Origin of the sequence: Halomonas cupida, from assembly GCF_900142755.1 — a bacterium.
GTDB lineage: Bacteria > Pseudomonadota > Gammaproteobacteria > Pseudomonadales > Halomonadaceae > Halomonas > Halomonas cupida.
This window is the reverse complement of record NZ_FRCA01000006.1, coordinates 95,000-111,575: the sequence shown is the minus strand read 5'-3', so window position 1 is coordinate 111,575 and position 16,576 is coordinate 95,000. Positions and strand designations below refer to the sequence as shown.

At 59.9% G+C, this 16,576-nt stretch carries 15 protein-coding genes and 2 tRNA genes; 12 read left to right on the top strand and 5 right to left on the bottom strand.

What is annotated here, in order from left to right:
- The first annotated feature begins 53 nt into the window (after positions 1–53).
- The 3 genes from BUE38_RS12430 to nadA all read left to right on the top strand — a co-directional run bounded on the left by BUE38_RS12430 (position 54) and on the right by nadA (position 1,630).
- Positions 54–129, top strand: a tRNA-Lys gene (locus tag BUE38_RS12430).
- 46 nt (positions 130–175) lie between these two features.
- A tRNA-Lys gene (locus BUE38_RS12425) sits at positions 176–251 on the top strand.
- Between the two features lie 350 nt (positions 252–601).
- Complete coding sequence (gene nadA, locus BUE38_RS12420) at positions 602–1,630, top strand: quinolinate synthase NadA (protein WP_073435544.1); 1,029 nt, start codon at positions 602–604, stop codon at positions 1,628–1,630.
- A gap of 410 nt (positions 1,631–2,040) precedes the next feature.
- Here nadA and BUE38_RS12415 read toward each other — a convergent pair whose 3' ends face one another.
- Both BUE38_RS12415 and BUE38_RS12410 read right to left on the bottom strand, forming a co-directional pair.
- A complete protein-coding gene (locus BUE38_RS12415) occupies positions 2,041–2,577 on the bottom strand; it encodes a DinB family protein (RefSeq protein WP_073435543.1) in 537 nt (178 codons plus the stop codon).
- Entirely contained in the window at positions 2,574–4,172 is a 1,599-nt protein-coding gene (locus BUE38_RS12410; protein WP_073435542.1) for a M48 family metalloprotease, read from the bottom strand. Before BUE38_RS12410 ends, BUE38_RS12415 begins: the two co-directional genes overlap by 4 nt.
- Before the next feature lie 287 nt (positions 4,173–4,459).
- Between BUE38_RS12410 and BUE38_RS12405 the strand changes: the two genes are divergently transcribed.
- Positions 4,460–4,708: a sulfurtransferase TusA family protein gene (locus BUE38_RS12405; RefSeq protein WP_073435541.1), complete on the top strand. Its 249-nt coding sequence runs from the start codon at positions 4,460–4,462 to the stop codon at positions 4,706–4,708.
- Positions 4,705–5,811, top strand: coding sequence for an AI-2E family transporter (locus BUE38_RS12400; RefSeq protein WP_073435540.1), 1,107 nt, complete (start codon positions 4,705–4,707; stop codon positions 5,809–5,811). The genes BUE38_RS12405 and BUE38_RS12400 overlap by 4 nt, the downstream gene beginning before the upstream one ends.
- Before the next feature lie 69 nt (positions 5,812–5,880).
- On the opposite strand, the gene BUE38_RS12395 is transcribed toward BUE38_RS12400, so the two are convergent.
- Entirely contained in the window at positions 5,881–6,357 is a 477-nt protein-coding gene (locus tag BUE38_RS12395) for a peroxiredoxin (protein WP_073435539.1), read from the bottom strand.
- A 323-nt stretch (positions 6,358–6,680) separates the two neighbouring features.
- Between BUE38_RS12395 and dapA the strand changes: the two genes are divergently transcribed.
- From dapA to purC, 4 genes are read left to right on the top strand one after another with little or no spacing between them, the layout of a single operon-like run.
- Positions 6,681–7,565: a 4-hydroxy-tetrahydrodipicolinate synthase gene (dapA, locus tag BUE38_RS12390; protein WP_073435538.1), complete on the top strand. Its 885-nt coding sequence runs from the start codon at positions 6,681–6,683 to the stop codon at positions 7,563–7,565.
- A gap of 49 nt (positions 7,566–7,614) precedes the next feature.
- Positions 7,615–8,580, top strand: coding sequence for a hypothetical protein (locus BUE38_RS12385; RefSeq protein WP_073435537.1), 966 nt, complete (start codon positions 7,615–7,617; stop codon positions 8,578–8,580).
- On the top strand, positions 8,580–9,377 hold the full coding sequence (locus BUE38_RS12380) for an MBL fold metallo-hydrolase (protein ID WP_174788047.1): 798 nt from the start codon (positions 8,580–8,582) through the stop codon (positions 9,375–9,377). The genes BUE38_RS12385 and BUE38_RS12380 overlap by 1 nt, the downstream gene beginning before the upstream one ends.
- A gap of 35 nt (positions 9,378–9,412) precedes the next feature.
- Positions 9,413–10,126 carry a phosphoribosylaminoimidazolesuccinocarboxamide synthase gene (purC, locus tag BUE38_RS12375; RefSeq protein WP_073435536.1) on the top strand — a complete coding sequence of 238 codons (714 nt, stop codon included), beginning with the start codon at positions 9,413–9,415 and terminating at the stop codon, positions 10,124–10,126.
- Positions 10,127–10,201: 75 nt separating this feature from the next.
- Here the strand turns inward: purC and tsaA are convergent, their stop codons facing one another.
- On the bottom strand, positions 10,202–10,960 hold the full coding sequence (gene tsaA / locus BUE38_RS12370) for a tRNA (N6-threonylcarbamoyladenosine(37)-N6)-methyltransferase TrmO (protein ID WP_073435535.1): 759 nt from the start codon (positions 10,958–10,960) through the stop codon (positions 10,202–10,204).
- A gap of 221 nt (positions 10,961–11,181) precedes the next feature.
- On the opposite strand from tsaA, the gene BUE38_RS12365 reads away from it, so the two are divergent.
- The gene (locus BUE38_RS12365) at positions 11,182–11,706 is read left to right on the top strand and encodes a GNAT family N-acetyltransferase (protein ID WP_073435534.1); all 525 of its coding nucleotides are present in this window, start codon (positions 11,182–11,184) and stop codon (positions 11,704–11,706) included.
- Between the two features lie 164 nt (positions 11,707–11,870).
- Here BUE38_RS12365 and nadC read toward each other — a convergent pair whose 3' ends face one another.
- Positions 11,871–12,728 carry a carboxylating nicotinate-nucleotide diphosphorylase gene (nadC, locus tag BUE38_RS12360; protein ID WP_073435533.1) on the bottom strand — a complete coding sequence of 286 codons (858 nt, stop codon included), beginning with the start codon at positions 12,726–12,728 and terminating at the stop codon, positions 11,871–11,873.
- A gap of 187 nt (positions 12,729–12,915) precedes the next feature.
- Between nadC and ampD the strand changes: the two genes are divergently transcribed.
- Positions 12,916–13,482, top strand: a complete 567-nt coding sequence (gene ampD / locus BUE38_RS12355) for a 1,6-anhydro-N-acetylmuramyl-L-alanine amidase AmpD (protein WP_073435532.1) — start codon at positions 12,916–12,918, stop codon at positions 13,480–13,482.
- Between the two features lie 359 nt (positions 13,483–13,841).
- Positions 13,842–16,514, top strand: coding sequence for a pyruvate dehydrogenase (acetyl-transferring), homodimeric type (aceE, locus tag BUE38_RS12350; RefSeq protein WP_073435531.1), 2,673 nt, complete (start codon positions 13,842–13,844; stop codon positions 16,512–16,514).
- Positions 16,515–16,576 lie beyond the last annotated feature (62 nt).

Genomic DNA, 16,576 nt, shown 5'->3' with positions numbered 1-16,576 from the left:
AAAGTGCTTGCGCGAGTCGGGTCAAATCCGTATTATCTGCACCCGTTCGGTAAGGGTCGTTAGCTCAGTTGGTAGAGCAGTTGGCTTTTAACCAATTGGTCGTAGGTTCGAATCCTACACGACCCACCAACCGAACCTGTGCATGGCGCTGGCGACTCATTGTCGTGTCATGATTGGGTCGTTAGCTCAGTTGGTAGAGCAGTTGGCTTTTAACCAATTGGTCGTAGGTTCGAATCCTACACGACCCACCAGATTCAAGGCCTCGTCCTCCGGGACGGGGCCTTTCTGTGTGCTGGCTACGAGCTACGAGCGGGTCTGCTGTCGTTGCTTGCGGCAAACGGCAGTGTGAGGGCGAAGTTTCATGATGCTGCCTTTGGTCCCTACCTTGAGTGGTGGTTGAATCTCTCGCGGCTCGGCGTCATTATCCTGTTATGTTCGTCTGCTGGCCGATTCGCCGTTGAACGGTGTATTGCGGTAGAATGACGGATACCCGCCGCTGCGGAAGACGCTCTGGCGGGACAGGCGTGTCGCTCAACGGAGCGTTGAGACGGCACTGGCCCTCTCGCAGGGGGATTCCCTGCTGGTCACAGTGGTAGACACGATGACGATCATGACATCTCGGGCCGAGATCAGAGAGCATCTCGCCCGCCCCTATTGTCCTACGCGTATTCCGGCCGAGGACGCGACACATGTCGAGGAGATCAAGCGTCTTCTCGTCGAGCAGAACGCTGTGCTGGTTGCGCATTACTACACTGACGATGCCATCCAGCAGCTTGCCGAGGAAACCGGTGGCTGTGTCGCGGATTCTCTGGAGATGGCGCGCTTCGGTGCCCGTCATGAAGCGTCCACGCTGGTGGTTGCCGGTGTGCGTTTCATGGGCGAAACCGCCAAGATCCTGTCCCCGGAAAAACGTGTTCTGATGCCGACCCTCGAGGCGACGTGCTCGCTGGACGTGGGCTGCCCGGAAGACGAATTCGCAGCCTTCTGCGATGCACATCCGGATCGCACCGTTGTGGTCTATGCCAACACGTCTGCGGCAGTGAAGGCACGTGCTGACTGGGTGGTGACATCTTCCATCGCCGTGGAGGTAATCGAACACCTTCAGGCGAAGGGTGAGAAGATCCTGTGGGCGCCGGACAAGCATCTGGGCGGGTATATCCAGAGCAAGACCGGTGCCGACATGCTGCTGTGGGACGGTGCCTGTATTGTCCATGAGGAGTTCAAGGCCAAGGGTGTTGAAGACCTCAAATCGGTGTATCCCGATGCAGCAGTACTGGTTCATCCGGAGTCGCCGGCCTCGGTAGTGTCGCTGGCCGACGTGGCAGGCTCCACCTCGCAACTGATCAAGGCGGCGAAGGAGTTGCCCAACCGTGAGCTGATCGTTGCCACCGATCGCGGCATCTTCTTCAAGATGCAGCAGGCCGTACCGGACAAGATACTGTTCGAGGCCCCGACGGCCGGCAATGGTGCGACCTGCCGCAGCTGTGCGCACTGCCCGTGGATGGCGATGAATGCCCTCGATAATCTGGCGGGGGCATTGCGTGAAGGTACCGGTGAGATCCATGTCAGTGATGAGCTGCGCCACCAGGCACTCAAACCGCTGACCCGAATGCTGGAATTTCAGGCCTGATTGGCTGCAACAACACCGCCCGCAATCTTGCGGGCGGTGTTGTTTTACAAGCTACGAGTGGCGAGCTGCGAGTACGCTGCGCTCGAGCAGGTAAACCCAGCCACGAGCTTCGAGCTTCGAGCTTCGAGCTGCGAGCACGCTACGCTCGAGCATGGCTCAGCCACGAGTGACGAGCGGCGAGTACGCTACGCTTGAGCTTGAACCCCGAACCCCGAACCCCGAACCCCGAACCCCGAACCCCGAACCCCGAACCCCGAGGAAAGGCACGTAGCGAACAGGTTGGCCCTGGACCGCTCGTGGCTCGCGCCTCGCAGCAGGGGTTGTCTGTGATCCAGGGGGCGGCACAATACAGCTCGTAGCTCGTAGCTCGTAGCTCGTAGCTCGTAGCTCGAAGCTCGTCGCTTCTGCAATCAATGCCTTTCGGGAATCAGCGCCAGCAGGTCGGTGACACCGATATCGGCGCCTGCCTGGTACAGCAGGGTCGAGAGCTGGCCGCGATGGTGTGTCTGATGATTGAAGAAGTGCATGACAAGGCTCCCGTACGGCCGACTGGACTGTACTCCCATGGTGCTGCGGTAATTGAGAGTGTCGTCGAGGTCGTTATCCGAGAGTTGTGTGCTCCAGTCGAGGATCTTCTCGTCCAGCCAGGTACGATGACCACGCAAGGCGTCGAAGTCCTCGAACAGCCTTTGATCCAGCCGGGCTGGTGAAGGCAGTGCCAGCACTTCGGTCAAGTGGCTTGCGCTGCTGGGGTGGCAGGCAAAGCGTTTGAGCCAGATGGTATCGCCAACCACCAGATGGTTCAGGGTGCCCATGATGGAGCCGAAGTAGGCACCGCGATCTCTATTGAGTTCTTCGGGAGTTAGCCGGCCGGCAGCGTCGTAGATTCTGGTATTCATCCACTGGCCGTAGCAGGCCAGTAGCCTGATATGTTCCGTGAGGCTCATCGGAATTTCTCCATCGTCTCGCGATAGTCGCGAAAGGCCTTCTCGCGCTCGCGGATGCGAATCTCGGCGTTGAGATCGCTTGAGCGTCTGGCGACCTGTTCCGCCACATCGAGTTGGCGAATGGCGCGGTCGATGTCGCCCTCGAGCTGCGTCTGCTCGGCTCGGGCGAGGTGGCCCCAGGCTTCGTGGCCACTGCGACCAGCGGCTTCCGCCAGCAGAGCGAAGACACCCGGGTCTTCAGGACGCTGTCGAGCGAGGTCGGAAAGCACCCGCCAGGCGCGGTCTGGGTCCCGCTGAAGCAGGGCTTCGGCGAGCAGCATCGAAGTGGGTGCATAGCCCGGCATCAGGCGCAACTGGCGGTCGGCACGGGAGATGGCGTCATCCACACGGCCATTATCCAGAGCCAGCTGTACCGCGGTGGCGGGCAGCATGGCGATATCCGGATGCGCGCTGCTCAAAGCGTCGATGGTCGCCAGGGCGCTGTCGATACCACCGGCCTGGGCATCGATCAATGCCTGAAGGTAGCGGTGGGCATCTTCAGGGGCGTTGTCCTGGCGTAGAATACTCTGCGCTTGACCGGAATCACGATGGTGGATCGCCTTCAGTGCGCGGGCGCGCACCAGGTGGTACTCAAGACTATCCTCGCGTAGCGCGCCGGTAGCGATCTGGTTTGCACGGTCCTCGGCGTCGCTTATACGGGACTCTGTGATGGGGTGGGTGAGCAGGAATTCCGGTGGTGTATCGCCCTGCAGGCTCATCATGCGCTGCATGGAGCGGAACATGTCGATCATGGCCTGAGGATCATAGCCGGCATTGGCCATGGCCTGCAGACCAACGCGGTCGGCCTCTTCCTCGTAGCGTCTGGAGTAACGCAGCTGATCCTGTACCATCGCGGCCTGGGTGCCGGCCATGGCGGCGAGGCCGACATCCCCGGCACCTGCGGCAGCTGCTACTAACCCCGCCAGCATGGCCGCCATGGCTGGAATCTGGGTCTGTTCGGCGCGTTGCTGGCTGCGCGCGTAATGGCGCTGGGACAGGTGGCCAAGCTCGTGGGCGATGACCGAGGCAATCTCTGCTTCGTCGTGGGCGAAGGCAAAGAGCCCGGCATTGACGCCGATGACACCACCGGGTACGGCGAAGGCGTTGAGCGTTGGGTTGGCGACCATAACAACCGCTGTGTTGATGCCGGCAAGGTCGCTGTAGGGAATCAGGCGAGAGACCAGGCCTTCGACATAGTGTTGGGCGATGGGGTCACGCCACTCCGGGACATGGGCTCGGAACTGGCGAAGCCAGGCACGGCCGAGGCGGGTTTCCTCGCCACTGATGGCATTGCTGCCGGTCGACATCAGCGACGGCAGCTCGAAGCCATTGGACTGATCCAGCCAGGCCTGGCCCTGATATGATGGCGTCTGACTCTGAGGGGGCTGCGCGTCGAGCTGGTACTGATACTGGAACTGTGCCGGGCTTCCGGGCTGGCCTTGAGCCTGATCTTGAGTCGGCCCTTGAGAGAGCGCCTGAGTAGCAGGCACCATGCCCAGCACGACAACCAGCGCCAGGCGACCGACAGTGAATTGGTTCAGAGATCGCTCAATCATCGCAGTCCTCGAGGGAATGGGGCTCATGTACCTGGAGATTCCTGTCCAGCATCATGGGACACAGTGTGGAACCGTGCCTGGTATATCTGCTGGGACATTGATTCCACCACAAAAGTGCCTTTAAATCCCAAGGGTTTGACCAAACGGGCAAACCTGGCGGGCGAGCCCCGCTGTGAAGGAGGAGTGAACATCGCCAGCCTGGCTGTGTGACTTGTCCTTTATTCTCGCTGTCGTTTCATTCACGGCGGGTCGTTTCATTCACGAATAGTATTCTCGGTGGAGAGATCATGGCAGTGCAACCGGACGATGTGCTAGACGCCTGCGGGCTACCCTGTCCGCTCCCGCTGCTCAAGGCCAAACAGGCGCTGGCATGCCTTGAGCCTGGCCAACTGCTTGAGATCAGAGCGACCGACGCCGGTTCCTGGCGGGATTTTGCAACCTTTGCCGAGCACAGTGACCATATCCTCGAAAATCGCGAACAGCGCGGTGACACCTACCATTACTGGTTACGCAAGGCAGGGACGGCTGACAGATGACGCTGCGCAGAGTAGTAAGGCGATGGATTGATCACTATCTGTCCGATGAAGAAGCACTGTTGATGCTGGTCCTGCTGATCACCGGTTTTGCGACGGTGATCTGGTTGGGCAAGATGCTGGCTCCGTTCCTGACTGCGCTGGTGATTGCCTTCCTGTTGCAGGGGGCGGTCAACGCCATGACCCGGCGCAAGGTTCCGCAGTTGGTGGCGGTGCTCACGGTCTATCTCGCCTTCGTTGGTCTGATGTTGGCTCTGGCCTTCATCCTTCTGCCATTGATCTGGAACCAGATGGCGAGCCTGATCCAGGAAGCGCCGCGCATGTTCGCCAGTGGGCAGCGCATGCTGGATGAGTTGCAGTCCCGCTATCCACAGTTCATCACTCCGGACCTGGTGCAGCATTGGATTGGTGTGCTCAGCCAGGAGGCGACACAGTTGAGCCAGCGTGTCGTGACACTGTCACTGGCATCACTGGGTAACGTGCTCAGTCTGGTGGTCTATCTGGTGCTGGTACCGATCCTGGTCTTTTTCCTGCTCAAGGACCGCGAGCGGCTGACCGGCTTTCTGGTGTCGCTGCTGCCGGCACGCCGCGAGCTGATGGGGCGGGTGTGGAAGGAAATGGACAGCCAGATCGCCAACTATGTGCGAGGCAAGGCGATCGAGATCGTCATTGTCGGCGTGGTGTCGTTCTTCACCTTTGCGTTCTTCGGCCTGCCGTATTCGGCCCTGCTTGCGGTGGTGGTGGGACTGTCGGTACTGGTGCCCTACATCGGTGCGGCGGTGGCGACCCTGCCAGTGGCGGCGGTAGCCGGCTTCCATTTCGGCCTGGGCGAGCAGTTTCTCTATGTGCTGCTGGCCTATGGCGTCCTTCAGGCTCTGGACGGCAATGTGCTGGTGCCGGTGCTGTTTTCCGAAGCAGTCAACCTGCATCCGGTGTCGATCATCCTCGCGGTGCTGTTCTTCGGCGGTATCTGGGGGTTCTGGGGAGTGTTCTTTGCCATTCCATTGGCGACCCTGCTCAAGGCGCTGGTCTATGCCTGGCCGCGAGGGATCAAGCAGCGCAGTCTGGCCCAGTTGCCAGGGGAGCAGTCACCGGAAGAGCCTTGATCGACGAGGTGCTCCCGTCTTCTGACCCATGCCCGGCCTCGTGCCGGGCATGTTGCGTCAGGGGTAGGCTCATGCGTCGTCATGCAGTGCCTGCGCGGCTTCGAGGACTTCCTCGACGTGGCCCTTGACCTTGACCTTGCGCCACTCTCGGGCCAACTTGCCTTCGCGGTCGATCAGGAAGGTGCTGCGCTCGATGCCCAGGTGCTCCTTGCCATAGAGTTTCTTGAGCTTGATGACATCGAACAGCTGGCACACGGACTCGTCCTTGTCGCTGATCAGGTCGAAATTGAACGCCTGCTTGTCCTTGAAGTTCTGCTGAGCCTTGAGCCCGTCGCGGGAAACACCCAGAATCACGGTATTGGCGGCGTCAAAGGCGGCCTTGTTGTCGCGGAAGTCGCCGCCTTCGGTGGTGCAGCCCGGCGTGCTGGCTCTGGGGTAGAAGTAGATGACCACCTGGCGACCACGCAGTTCCGACAGGCTGACCTGACGATCGCCAGTGGCGATGGCGGTAAAATCCGGCACGGGCTTACCGATTTCGAGAGACATGAACAACTCCTTGTAGGGACTGGAGGGAAAAGGTGCGACAAGGGAACATGAAGGCCTGGCCGCAAAACTGAGTGCGGCGCATGATGACATGCAAGCCAATGGGTGATCCATGGATTGAACACCAGCAGGGGTTGAGCGCCAATGCAGGCGGATTTGTTGAGTGTATACCGCTTCGCGGCTGTACAGCCCCTGGCAGCCTGAGTACCATTTGATGCCTGGCCTTGGCAATGCATGCATGAGGCTGGAGCCCCAAGCCTGGAGCATGGCGTGTGGGAATATGCTCACCGCTGCATCTGCAAGGACAATCGAGAGGAATAACGAGGATGATCACGGGAAGTATCGTCGCGCTGGCGACACCGATGAAGGCCAATGGCGATATCGATTGGGAAGTGCTGCGAAAACTGGTGAACTTCCATCTCGATAACGGCACCGATGCCATCGTCGCTGCCGGCACTACCGGCGAGCCGACCACCATGTCCTTTGCAGAGCACTTCGATGTGATTCGCAGCGTGGTGGAAGAGGTCAATGGCCGTATTCCGGTGATCGCCGGCACCGGCTCCAACAACACCACCGAAGCCATCGAGCTGACCCGTTATGCCCGGGAGGTCGGGGCCGATTACTGCCTGACCGTCGCGCCGTACTACAACAAGCCGACCCAGGAAGGCCTGTTCCAGCATTTCAAGGCGATCGCCGAGGCGAGCGACCTGCCGGTGATCCTGTACAATGTCCCGGGCCGTACCTGCTCGGACATCTACAACGAGACGGTGCTGCGTCTTGCCGAAGTCGACAATATCATCGGACTCAAGGATGCCACCGGTAACCTGGAACGCGCCGAGGATCTGATCTCGCGCCTCAAGGGCAGCGATTTCATGCTCTATTCCGGCGACGACGCGACGGCCTGTGATTTCATGCTCATGGGTGGCCATGGCGATATCTCGGTGACGGCCAATGTGGCACCCAAGGCCATGCACGAACTGTGTGCCGCCGCTATGGCCGGTGATCACGAAAAGGCGCATCAAATCAATACGCGCCTGCTGCCGTTGCATACCAATCTCGGCATCGAGGCAAACCCGATCCCGGTGAAGTGGGCGCTGTACCGCATGGGGGTCATCGATACCGGTATTCGTCTGCCGTTGACGTGGCTGTCCGAGAAGTATCATTCCACCATCAGCGAGGCGCTTCAGTTGGCGGGCCTGATCGAGGAATAGATGTCCGGCTCTTGTGAAGTGGACTAAATCAATCAACCAAGGTGGATGCATGAATTCTGCGCTGAAAGGATTGCCGTTGGCGGTGATGGCAGCTGTGGCCCTGGCGGGATGTGCCAGAGAAGGGCATTTCGATGATCGCAGCGAAGACTATGTCGACTCGCGCTTGAGTGCGCCGCTGACACTTCCTGACAGCCGGGATCCGAGCCGTTATCGCGATGTCATGCCGGTGCCCCAGGTCGCGGGTGAGTTCTATGCGCGTGAAGAAGGCTTCGAGGCTCCCGTGCCGCAGAGCCTCTCGGCCACGACAGCGGTGCAGGCAGGCGGTGTTGCGGTACGTGAAACCGACGACGACTCCTGGTTGGTGGTCGGTGCCGTGCCCAGCGTCGTCTGGCCGGAACTGGGACGTTTCGTTCAGCAGCGCGGCTACAGTGCTGACCAGGTCCAGGCCTCGTCGGGGCAGATCAGGACGCCAGATGCCGATCTCAAGCTGAGCCAGGGGCTGCGTGCCGGTACCAGCGAGATTCGTTGTGAGACCAACGGCCAGGTCAACACCCTGTGTCTCAACTCCCTGCAGCGCCACTTCGAGGCCCGCAGCGCATCGGCCAGTATTGCCTCCGGGGCGGAGCAACAGGCGCCGGGTGCAGTGACGGTCGATTATCAGCGTCAAGGGGACAACTGGGCGATGGTGATGCCCATCGACTCCGAGCGTGCCTGGGCCGAGATCAACTACCAGCTGACCAACAACTTCCAGATGGAAGGCCGTCGTGAGCTGGTGTCTGCTGATTCTGCGAGCAAGAGCTTTGTGGTGGACTACATCACCGAAAGTGATCGTACCCGTGGCCTGATCGACTCGATCACCTCCTTCGAGCTGGGCGAGTCCCTGCGCCGTATCGAACTGACCCTGACACCTCAGGGGACAGGCAGTGCTGCCGCCGTTCGCAGCCTCGACGATGAGCCGCTGTCGCCGGACGACCAGCGCGAACTCCTCGAACGTGTGGCGGGCCTGCTGCTGTAATGTCCGAGTCGGTAGATACCAATGGGGCGAGGCTGTTGCGCTTCGCCTCATTGGGAAGTGGCAGTAAGGGCAACGCGACTCTGATCTGTGATGGGGAAACGCGCCTGCTGGTGGACTGTGGTTTCACCCTCAAGGAAGCCGAGCAGCGGCTGGCCCGGTTGGGCCTGCACGCGCGTCAGCTCGATGCGATCCTTGTGACCCATGAGCACGGTGATCATGTACGCGGCGCCGGTGCTCTGGCCCGGCGCTACGATCTTCCCGTCTACCTGACGCCGGGTACCTGGCTATCGGGTAAACTGGGACGCCTGGCGCGACGTCACTGGATAACGCCGCAGTCGACCTTCGCCATCAAGGGTATCGAGATCGAGCCGATCACCGTACCCCACGATGCCCGTGAACCGGTGCAGTTTCGTGTTAGTGCCCATCAGCGTCGGTTGGGGCTGCTGACCGACCTTGGCTATGCCAGTGACCATGTTCGTCAGGCCTTCAACGGCTGTGATGCGTTGTTGCTGGAGTGCAATCATGATCGCAGAATGCTTGCCGAGGGCCCTTATCCTCCTAGCCTCAAGCGGCGTGTCGGGGGGAATTGGGGGCACCTGGCCAATGTGCAGGCCGCTGAACTGTTGAGGCAACTTGGCCTCGACCGGCTTCAGCACATCGTCTGCTCGCACCTTTCCGAACAAAATAATCGCCCCGAGCTGGCACTGGAGGCATTGACGCCTCTGCTCGATGGCGACGATTCTCGCCTGACCGTGGCCGCCCAGGATGATGGCCTGGATTGGCAGGTGATTCATTGACCCATTGATGTTCCGTTTCGCCTGTGGAGGCTCCCATGGAAAAGCGTCAAGAACTCTACGCCGGCAAGGCCAAGTCTGTCTTTGCCACCGACGATCCCGACCTTCTGGTCCTGCATTTCCGCGACGATACCAGCGCCTTCGATGGCGAGCGTATGGAGTCGCTGGAGCGCAAGGGAATGGTCAATAACCGCTTCAACGCCTTCATCATGGGCAAGCTGCAAGCGGCTGGCATTCCCGTTCATCTCGAACGTCTGCTGTCCGATACCGAGTGCCTGGTCAAGAAGCTCGACATGATTCCGGTCGAGTGCGTGGTGCGCAACGTTGCCGCCGGAAGCCTGGTCAAGCGCCTTGGTGTCGAGGAAGGGCAGGAGCTTACCCCGCCGACCTTCGAGCTGTTCCTCAAGAACGACAAGCTCCATGACCCGATGGTCAACGAATCGTTGGCGATCACCTTCGGCTGGGCCACTGCCGAGCAACTGGCCGAGATGAAGGCACTGACCTTCCGCGTCAACGATGTACTCAAGCAGCTGTTTGCCGATGGTGGTCTGCTGTTGGTGGACTACAAGCTGGAGTTTGGTGTGTTCAACGGCCAGATCGTATTGGGTGACGAGTTCTCGCCGGATGGCTGCCGTCTGTGGGATGCCGAGACTCGCGAGAAGCTCGACAAGGACCGTTTCCGTCAGGGGCTCGGTGGAGTGATCGAGGCCTACGAAGAAGTCGGTCGTCGCATCGGTGTCGATTTCAGCTGAGACGATTTCAGTTGAGACTTGGTGTACAGATCACCTGGTGCCTTCATCAGGTGATCAGGGGGTCTTCGCCTCTTCTCACGGGGAAGGTAGACCGGAATCAGAGGCAAGTGCTGCACGTGGCTCGAGGGCGTCCACGTGCAGCACGAGGCCTGTTTCGGTATCGATAGTGCGGAAGCGCACATTGACATCGCGCAGGTAGACACCGTACAGCCGTTGGTCTGACTGGCCACGATAGGCAGGCCGTGGATCCTGGGCCAGTACTTCCTCGATCAGGCGACGCAGGCTGTTGCCATCATCACGCAATGCCAGATAATCCAGTGCCTGACTGGAGAACGCCACTTCGATACGCTCCGGTGCTGCGGGGGCAAATCCGGTGTGTGCCTCGGGACGTGCCTCGGCCCAGGGCAGATAGGGCTTGATATCCACCACTGGGGTGCCATGCACCAGATCGGCGCCGCGTAGTGTCAAGGTGACGCCCTTGTCAGTCGAGACGTCGACCAACTCCACCAGGGATAGTCCGAGGCGATTGGGGCGGTGCGTACTGCGGCTGGCGAATACGCCCATTCGAGCATTGCCGCCCAATCTCGGCGGGCGCACCAGTGCTTTCCAGTCTGGCGGACTAAGGTGGAATATGAAGGTCAGCCACAGGTGGCTGAAGCCTTCCAACCCGCGTACGGCGAGTGGGTCATTGTACGGTTCCAGCAAATGCAGTTGAGCGGTCGCCTCTGGCACAAGGCCGGGTTGCCGGGGGACGCCGAACTTGTCGGGAAAATCGCTGGCGATGACACCGATGGGAGTGATCGAGAAACTCGTATCCTGCTGGTCGACTGACATGGGGCTATCTCGCGATTGCTGGTTAACTGGCTCGGCCGACGATGGCAGGCGCGATGATGATGGCGATCTTCAGGTTGAACTGGCCAGTCTGGTTGAGGTGGCATGGCCGACGGCACAAGGATGCCTCCATGACAGAACGGTTGGCGAGTCAGCAACAGCCGGGTAGGCTTGGGCGCCGTCGCCCATCTGTTGATTCCCTTGAACCCTTGCGAGAGAACGTCATGCCGCATCTGACACAGGGTCCGTTATTGTCACCGCTGAGCTCACCGTCGTCACGCCTGGTGTACCGCGAGGCCAGAGCCCGGGATGCAGCAGACCAGGCCGAGGTCTTCCATCATGCGGTGATGCAGGGCGCCAGCCAGCACTACTCGCTGGGCCAGCGTCAGGCCTGGGCTGAGTGTCTGCCTCGTGAAGCCAGTGCCTGGTTGGTGCGTCAGGCGCTTTATACCACTCTTGTGGCCGAATGTGATGGCCACTGTGTGGGCTTCCTCGAACTGGATATCACGCGCGCTCACATTGCCACCCTGTATGTCTGGCCGTCGCTGGTCGGCAAGGGGATCGGCATGCAGTTGCTGGAACAGGCGGAAGGTGTTCTGCAGGAAGCCGGAGCCCGTCGCGTGATCATTGAAGCCAGCTTGTGTCTGGTGGAGAGCCTGATGCGCCGTGGCTGGGAAAGCCACGGCGAGGAGCGGGTTGAGCGTGCAGGTGAATGGCTGTCGCGATACAGCATGAGTAAGTGTTTATAGGGCGCTACGAGTTGGCACGTGTTCGTTCCCGACGAACACGTGCACTTCCCACATCCATGTGGGTCGCGGGCTACGAGCTACGAGTACGCTACGCTCGAGCTTGAACCCCGAACCCTGGCCTCGGGGCTACCGTCTTGCGCCAGGCTGCTCGCTGTCGGGATCACCTATTTGTCTTCCTGCACTTCGATCACTCGCATGGACAGGTCGATGGCCTTGATGTCCTTGGTCAGGGCGCCACTGGAAATGAAGTCGACACCCGTTTCGGCAATGGCCTTGAGCCGGGTCTCGTCGACGTTGCCGGAGGCTTCCAGCTTGACGCGGCCAGCAACATGTTCGACTGCCGCGCGCATGTCCTCCAGCGAGAAGTTGTCGAGCATGATCATATCGGCCTCGGCGGCCAGAGCCTGGTCGAGCTCGTCGAAATTCTCCACTTCCACTTCCACCGTCAGGTCGCGAGCGATGTTGCGGGCTTCCTTGACCGCTGCCTCGATGGAACCACAGGCGGCGATATGGTTTTCCTTGATCAGGAAGGCGTCGTACAGACCGATGCGATGATTGGTGCCTCCGCCACAGGCGACGGCGTATTTCTGTGCTACCCGCATGCCCGGTATGGTCTTGCGGGTATCGAGCAGTTTTACATCGGTACCGTCCAGTTGGTCGACGAAATGACGAGTTCTGGTTGCTGTGGCAGAGAGCGTCTGCAGCAGGTTGAGGGCCGCGCGTTCACCTGTCAGCAGACTGCGTGCGGGACCTTCCAGCTCGAGAAAGGGCTGATCGGGGGCAATGCGGTCACCATCTGCGGCATGCCAGGTCAGAGCCACACGCGGGTCGAGACGACGAAACAGCTCATCAACCCAGGCAACGCCACACAGGATGGCGAGTTCGCGGCTGATGACCTGCGCGCGTCCCACCTGGTTCTCGGGGATCAGTTGGGCCGTGATATCCACTGGGCCAACGTCCTCGGCCAGCAGGCGAGCGGCACAGTTGCGAATGTCTTCGGCGAGGGCGTCATGAAAGTCCATGCGGTAAGCTGTCCTATGCGGCGTTGAGGCACCATTATAGGCTGTCGTTTGTACTGACGTCAGGGGTCAGGATCAAGTGGCTTGTGTCACCAGTATCAACTGATTGATATCAACAGGTGTATCAGCAGAAAGGGGGTAGTAATGCCGGGCCGGGAGTTGGACGTGATGTGGATGAGGGGTGTTACCGATGAAGTGTAACCAGGGCTGGCTCGACAATGTGCGCCGGGTTATCTCTCCCAATGTCAACGAGCGGCCGGAGGGCGAGATTTCTGCCGTGGTGTTGCACTCCATAAGCCTGCCGCCGGGACAGTTCGGCGGAGATCATATCGAACGGCTGTTCACCAACCAGCTTGACCCCAATGCCCACCCGTACTTCGCTACCATCGCCGAGCTCGAGGTGTCGGCCCACGTATTGATTCGTCGCGACGGCGAGTGTGTCCAGTTTGCTCCCTTCGCGACACGTACCTGGCATGCCGGGCGTTCACAATGGCATGACGGCCATACTCTGCGCCGTGAACTGAATGATTTTGCGGTAGGTATCGAACTGGAGGGGGATGAGTTGACGCCCTACCGGGAAGCACAGTACCGCAGCCTGGCAGCCGTTCTGCATGCGTTGTTTGACGCCTACCCGGCGATTACTCCTGCGCGCATCACCAGCCACGAGCGAGTGGCGCCCTTGCGCAAGACTGATCCAGGTCCTGCTTTCGACTGGGCCTATCTGCGACACTGTCTGTCTCGATGCACCGATGGGTAAGTATCAGCGCGCTGAGCATCGAAATAGCATAGTTTTGTCGTAGATCGGTGGTCAAACGTTGGTTTGTTTACAAGTTGCTGACTTTCGTCAGTAATCCTGAGTGACGATGACGCTAAGTGATTGTGTTGCAGTGCAATATGGGTATCTTGAAAAATATTTCCATGTCTGGTTGAATTGGCAGCACGGGGACTTCTACGGTATCTTTCTGCCAGTTCTAGCCCTATCGATACGAAAATTTCGTAAAATTACTACATGCCTGACGTTGCGCCGCGGTCCGAGGAAAGTGATCCTTTCCCCGCGCGCCCACTGGCCTCGTTTGCGGGGCTGTGACCCCTCATCGTCATTCGGAGAGACGTTCTATGAGTCTTGGTACAAGAGAAGATCTCGATCCGGTAGAAACCCAGGAATGGCTGGACTCCCTGGAATCTGTACTGGATCGTGAGGGCGAGGATCGTGCCCGGTACCTGATGACGCGGTTGGCTGATCGCTACCGCCAGGATGGTATGCAGGTGCCCTTCTCGGTCACGACCCCGCACCGTAACACCATTCCGGTGCATAACGAGGCCCCGATGCCGGGCGACCTGTTCATGGAGCGCCGTATTCGCTCCCTGATCCGCTACAACGCCATCGCCCAGGTCATCCGCAACAATCGCGCCAACCCCGGACTAGGCGGCCACATTGCCAGCTTCATGTCCTCGGCGACCCTCTACGACGTAGGCTTCAACCACTTCTTCCGCGCGCCCAATGGCGACTTCGAAGGGGATCTGGTCTACATCCAGGGTCATGTGGCACCGGGTATCTATTCCCGAGCTTATCTTGAAGGACGTCTGACCGAAGAGCAGATGGACAAGTACCGTCAGGAAGTTGATGGCGACGGTCTATCCTCCTATCCGCACCCCTGGTTGATGCCGGACTTCTGGCAGTTCCCGACCGTCTCCATGGGTCTGGGCCCGATTCAGGCAATCTATCAGGCCCACGTCATGAAGTATCTGCATTCGCGCGAACTGCATGACATGCAGGATCGCAAGATCTGGTGCTTCATGGGGGATGGTGAGTGTGATGAGCCGGAATCTCTGGGTGCGATCCATCTCGCCAGCCGCGAGAAGCTCGACAACCTGATTTTCGTCGTCAACTGCAACCTGCAGCGACTCGATGGTCCGGTGCGCGGCAACTCGCGCATCATGGACGAGCTGGAAGGTGTTTTCCGTGGCGCTGGCTGGAATGTGCTCAAGGTCGTCTGGGGACGTCTGTGGGACCCGCTGTTCGAGAAGGACAAGAAGGGTGTCATGCAGAAGCGCATGGACGAGGCTGTCGACGGCGAATACCAGAACTACAAGGCCAACGGTGGCGCGTACACCCGTGAGCACTTCTTCGGCAAGTACCCGGAGACTGCCGAGTTGGTCAAGGACATGTCCGATGAGGACATCTGGAAGCTGAATCGTGGTGGCCACGATCCGTTCAAGGTCTATGCCGCCTACCATCAGGCGACCAGCAACGCCAATGGCCGTCCCACCGTGATCCTGGCGCACACCGTCAAGGGCTACGGCATGGGTGGTGGTGACGGTGAGGCTGCCAACGAGGCGCACCAGGTCAAGACCATGGAATACGAGGCGCTCAAGCGCTTCCGTGACCGCTTCGGCATCCCGATTTCCGACGAGCAACTCAAGGATGTGCCGTACTACAAGCCGGATGACGATTCCCCGGAAATGAAGTACATGCACCTCCAGCGCGAGCGCCTGGGCGGCTACCTACCGTCGCGTCGCAATGACTTCGAGGCGCTGGAGATTCCGGCACTCGACGACAAGACCTTTGCTTCCCAGACTGCAGGTTCCAAGGGGCGTGAAGTATCCACCACCATGGCCTTCGTGCGAATCCTCAACGGCCTGGTGAAGGACAAGAAGATCGGCAAACAGGTGGTTCCGATCATCCCTGATGAGGCGCGTACCTTCGGCATGGAAGGCATGTTCCGTCAGTTGGGTATCTACACCTCTGAAGGCCAGAAATACGAGCCCATGGACAAGGGCCAGATCATGTTCTATCGCGAGGATCAGAAAGGTCAGATCCTCGAGGAAGGCATTACCGAGGCGGGAGCCATGTCGGCCTGGATGGCCGCGGCGACCTCGTACTCGAACAACAACTGCACGCTGCTGCCGTTCTACATCTACTACTCGATGTTCGGCTTCCAGCGTATTGGCGACCTGGCCTGGGCGGCAGGTGACCTGCAGGCGCGTGGCTTCCTGGTGGGCGGTACCGCTGGTCGTACTACGCTCAACGGTGAGGGTCTGCAGCACCAGGACGGTCACAGCCTGTTGCAGGCGGCCATGATCCCCAACTGCCGCACCTATGACCCGACCTATGCCCATGAGGTTGCCGTCATCGTTCAGGATGGCCTGAAGCGCATGTTTGCCGACAAGGAAAACTGCTTCTACTACCTGACGGTGATGAACGAGAACTACGAGCATCCTGAGCTGGAGAACATCCCTGCCGAGGATATCGTCAAGGGCATGTACCTGCTCCGCGAAACTGCGGGCAAGAAAGGCCACGTCCAGTTGCTGGGCTCCGGCACTATCCTGCGCGAGGTCGAGGCTGCAGCCGAGATGCTCGCCGAGGAGTGGGGCGTAGGCTCCGACATCTGGAGCGTGACCAGCTTCAACGAACTGCGTCGTGAGGCTCTGGGGCTCGACCGTCAGGCCTTCATCAACCCCGATGCCGAGCCGGGCAAGCCGCACGTTACCAAGTGTCTGGAAGGTCGCAAGGGGCCGGCGATTGCCTCTACCGACTACATGAAACTGTACGCTGACCAGGTCCGTGCCTGGGTGCCGACCGACTATCATGTATTGGGTACCGACGGCTATGGTCGCTCTGACACTCGTGAGAAGCTACGCTCGTTCTTCGAGGTAGATCGCTACTTCGTCACCGTAGCCGCGCTCAAGGCGCTGGCGGACCGTGGCGAGCTCGACCGCAAGGTGGTGGCCGAAGCGCTCAAGAAGTACGGCATCGACCCCAACAAGCCGAACCCGCTTGAGGTGTAAGGCATCGGCCGAATGATTCGGTGGCACGGCGGGACGCGAGTCCCGCCCCCGTCAAGCATTTG

What these genes read in the sequence shown, in the direction of transcription:
- nadA (WP_073435544.1), top strand. Translation starts at nt 602, where the DNA reads ATGACGATCATGACATCTCGGGCCGAGATCAGAGAGCATCTCGCCCGC.
- BUE38_RS12415 (WP_073435543.1), bottom strand. Translation starts at nt 2,577, where the DNA reads ATGAGCCTCACGGAACATATCAGGCTACTGGCCTGCTACGGCCAGTGG.
- BUE38_RS12410 (WP_073435542.1), bottom strand. Translation starts at nt 4,172, where the DNA reads ATGATTGAGCGATCTCTGAACCAATTCACTGTCGGTCGCCTGGCGCTG.
- BUE38_RS12405 (WP_073435541.1), top strand. Translation starts at nt 4,460, where the DNA reads ATGGCAGTGCAACCGGACGATGTGCTAGACGCCTGCGGGCTACCCTGT.
- BUE38_RS12400 (WP_073435540.1), top strand. Translation starts at nt 4,705, where the DNA reads ATGACGCTGCGCAGAGTAGTAAGGCGATGGATTGATCACTATCTGTCC.
- BUE38_RS12395 (WP_073435539.1), bottom strand. Translation starts at nt 6,357, where the DNA reads ATGTCTCTCGAAATCGGTAAGCCCGTGCCGGATTTTACCGCCATCGCC.
- dapA (WP_073435538.1), top strand. Translation starts at nt 6,681, where the DNA reads ATGATCACGGGAAGTATCGTCGCGCTGGCGACACCGATGAAGGCCAAT.
- BUE38_RS12385 (WP_073435537.1), top strand. Translation starts at nt 7,615, where the DNA reads ATGAATTCTGCGCTGAAAGGATTGCCGTTGGCGGTGATGGCAGCTGTG.
- BUE38_RS12380 (WP_174788047.1), top strand. Translation starts at nt 8,580, where the DNA reads ATGTCCGAGTCGGTAGATACCAATGGGGCGAGGCTGTTGCGCTTCGCC.
- purC (WP_073435536.1), top strand. Translation starts at nt 9,413, where the DNA reads ATGGAAAAGCGTCAAGAACTCTACGCCGGCAAGGCCAAGTCTGTCTTT.
- tsaA (WP_073435535.1), bottom strand. Translation starts at nt 10,960, where the DNA reads ATGTCAGTCGACCAGCAGGATACGAGTTTCTCGATCACTCCCATCGGT.
- BUE38_RS12365 (WP_073435534.1), top strand. Translation starts at nt 11,182, where the DNA reads ATGCCGCATCTGACACAGGGTCCGTTATTGTCACCGCTGAGCTCACCG.
- nadC (WP_073435533.1), bottom strand. Translation starts at nt 12,728, where the DNA reads ATGGACTTTCATGACGCCCTCGCCGAAGACATTCGCAACTGTGCCGCT.
- ampD (WP_073435532.1), top strand. Translation starts at nt 12,916, where the DNA reads ATGAAGTGTAACCAGGGCTGGCTCGACAATGTGCGCCGGGTTATCTCT.
- aceE (WP_073435531.1), top strand. Translation starts at nt 13,842, where the DNA reads ATGAGTCTTGGTACAAGAGAAGATCTCGATCCGGTAGAAACCCAGGAA.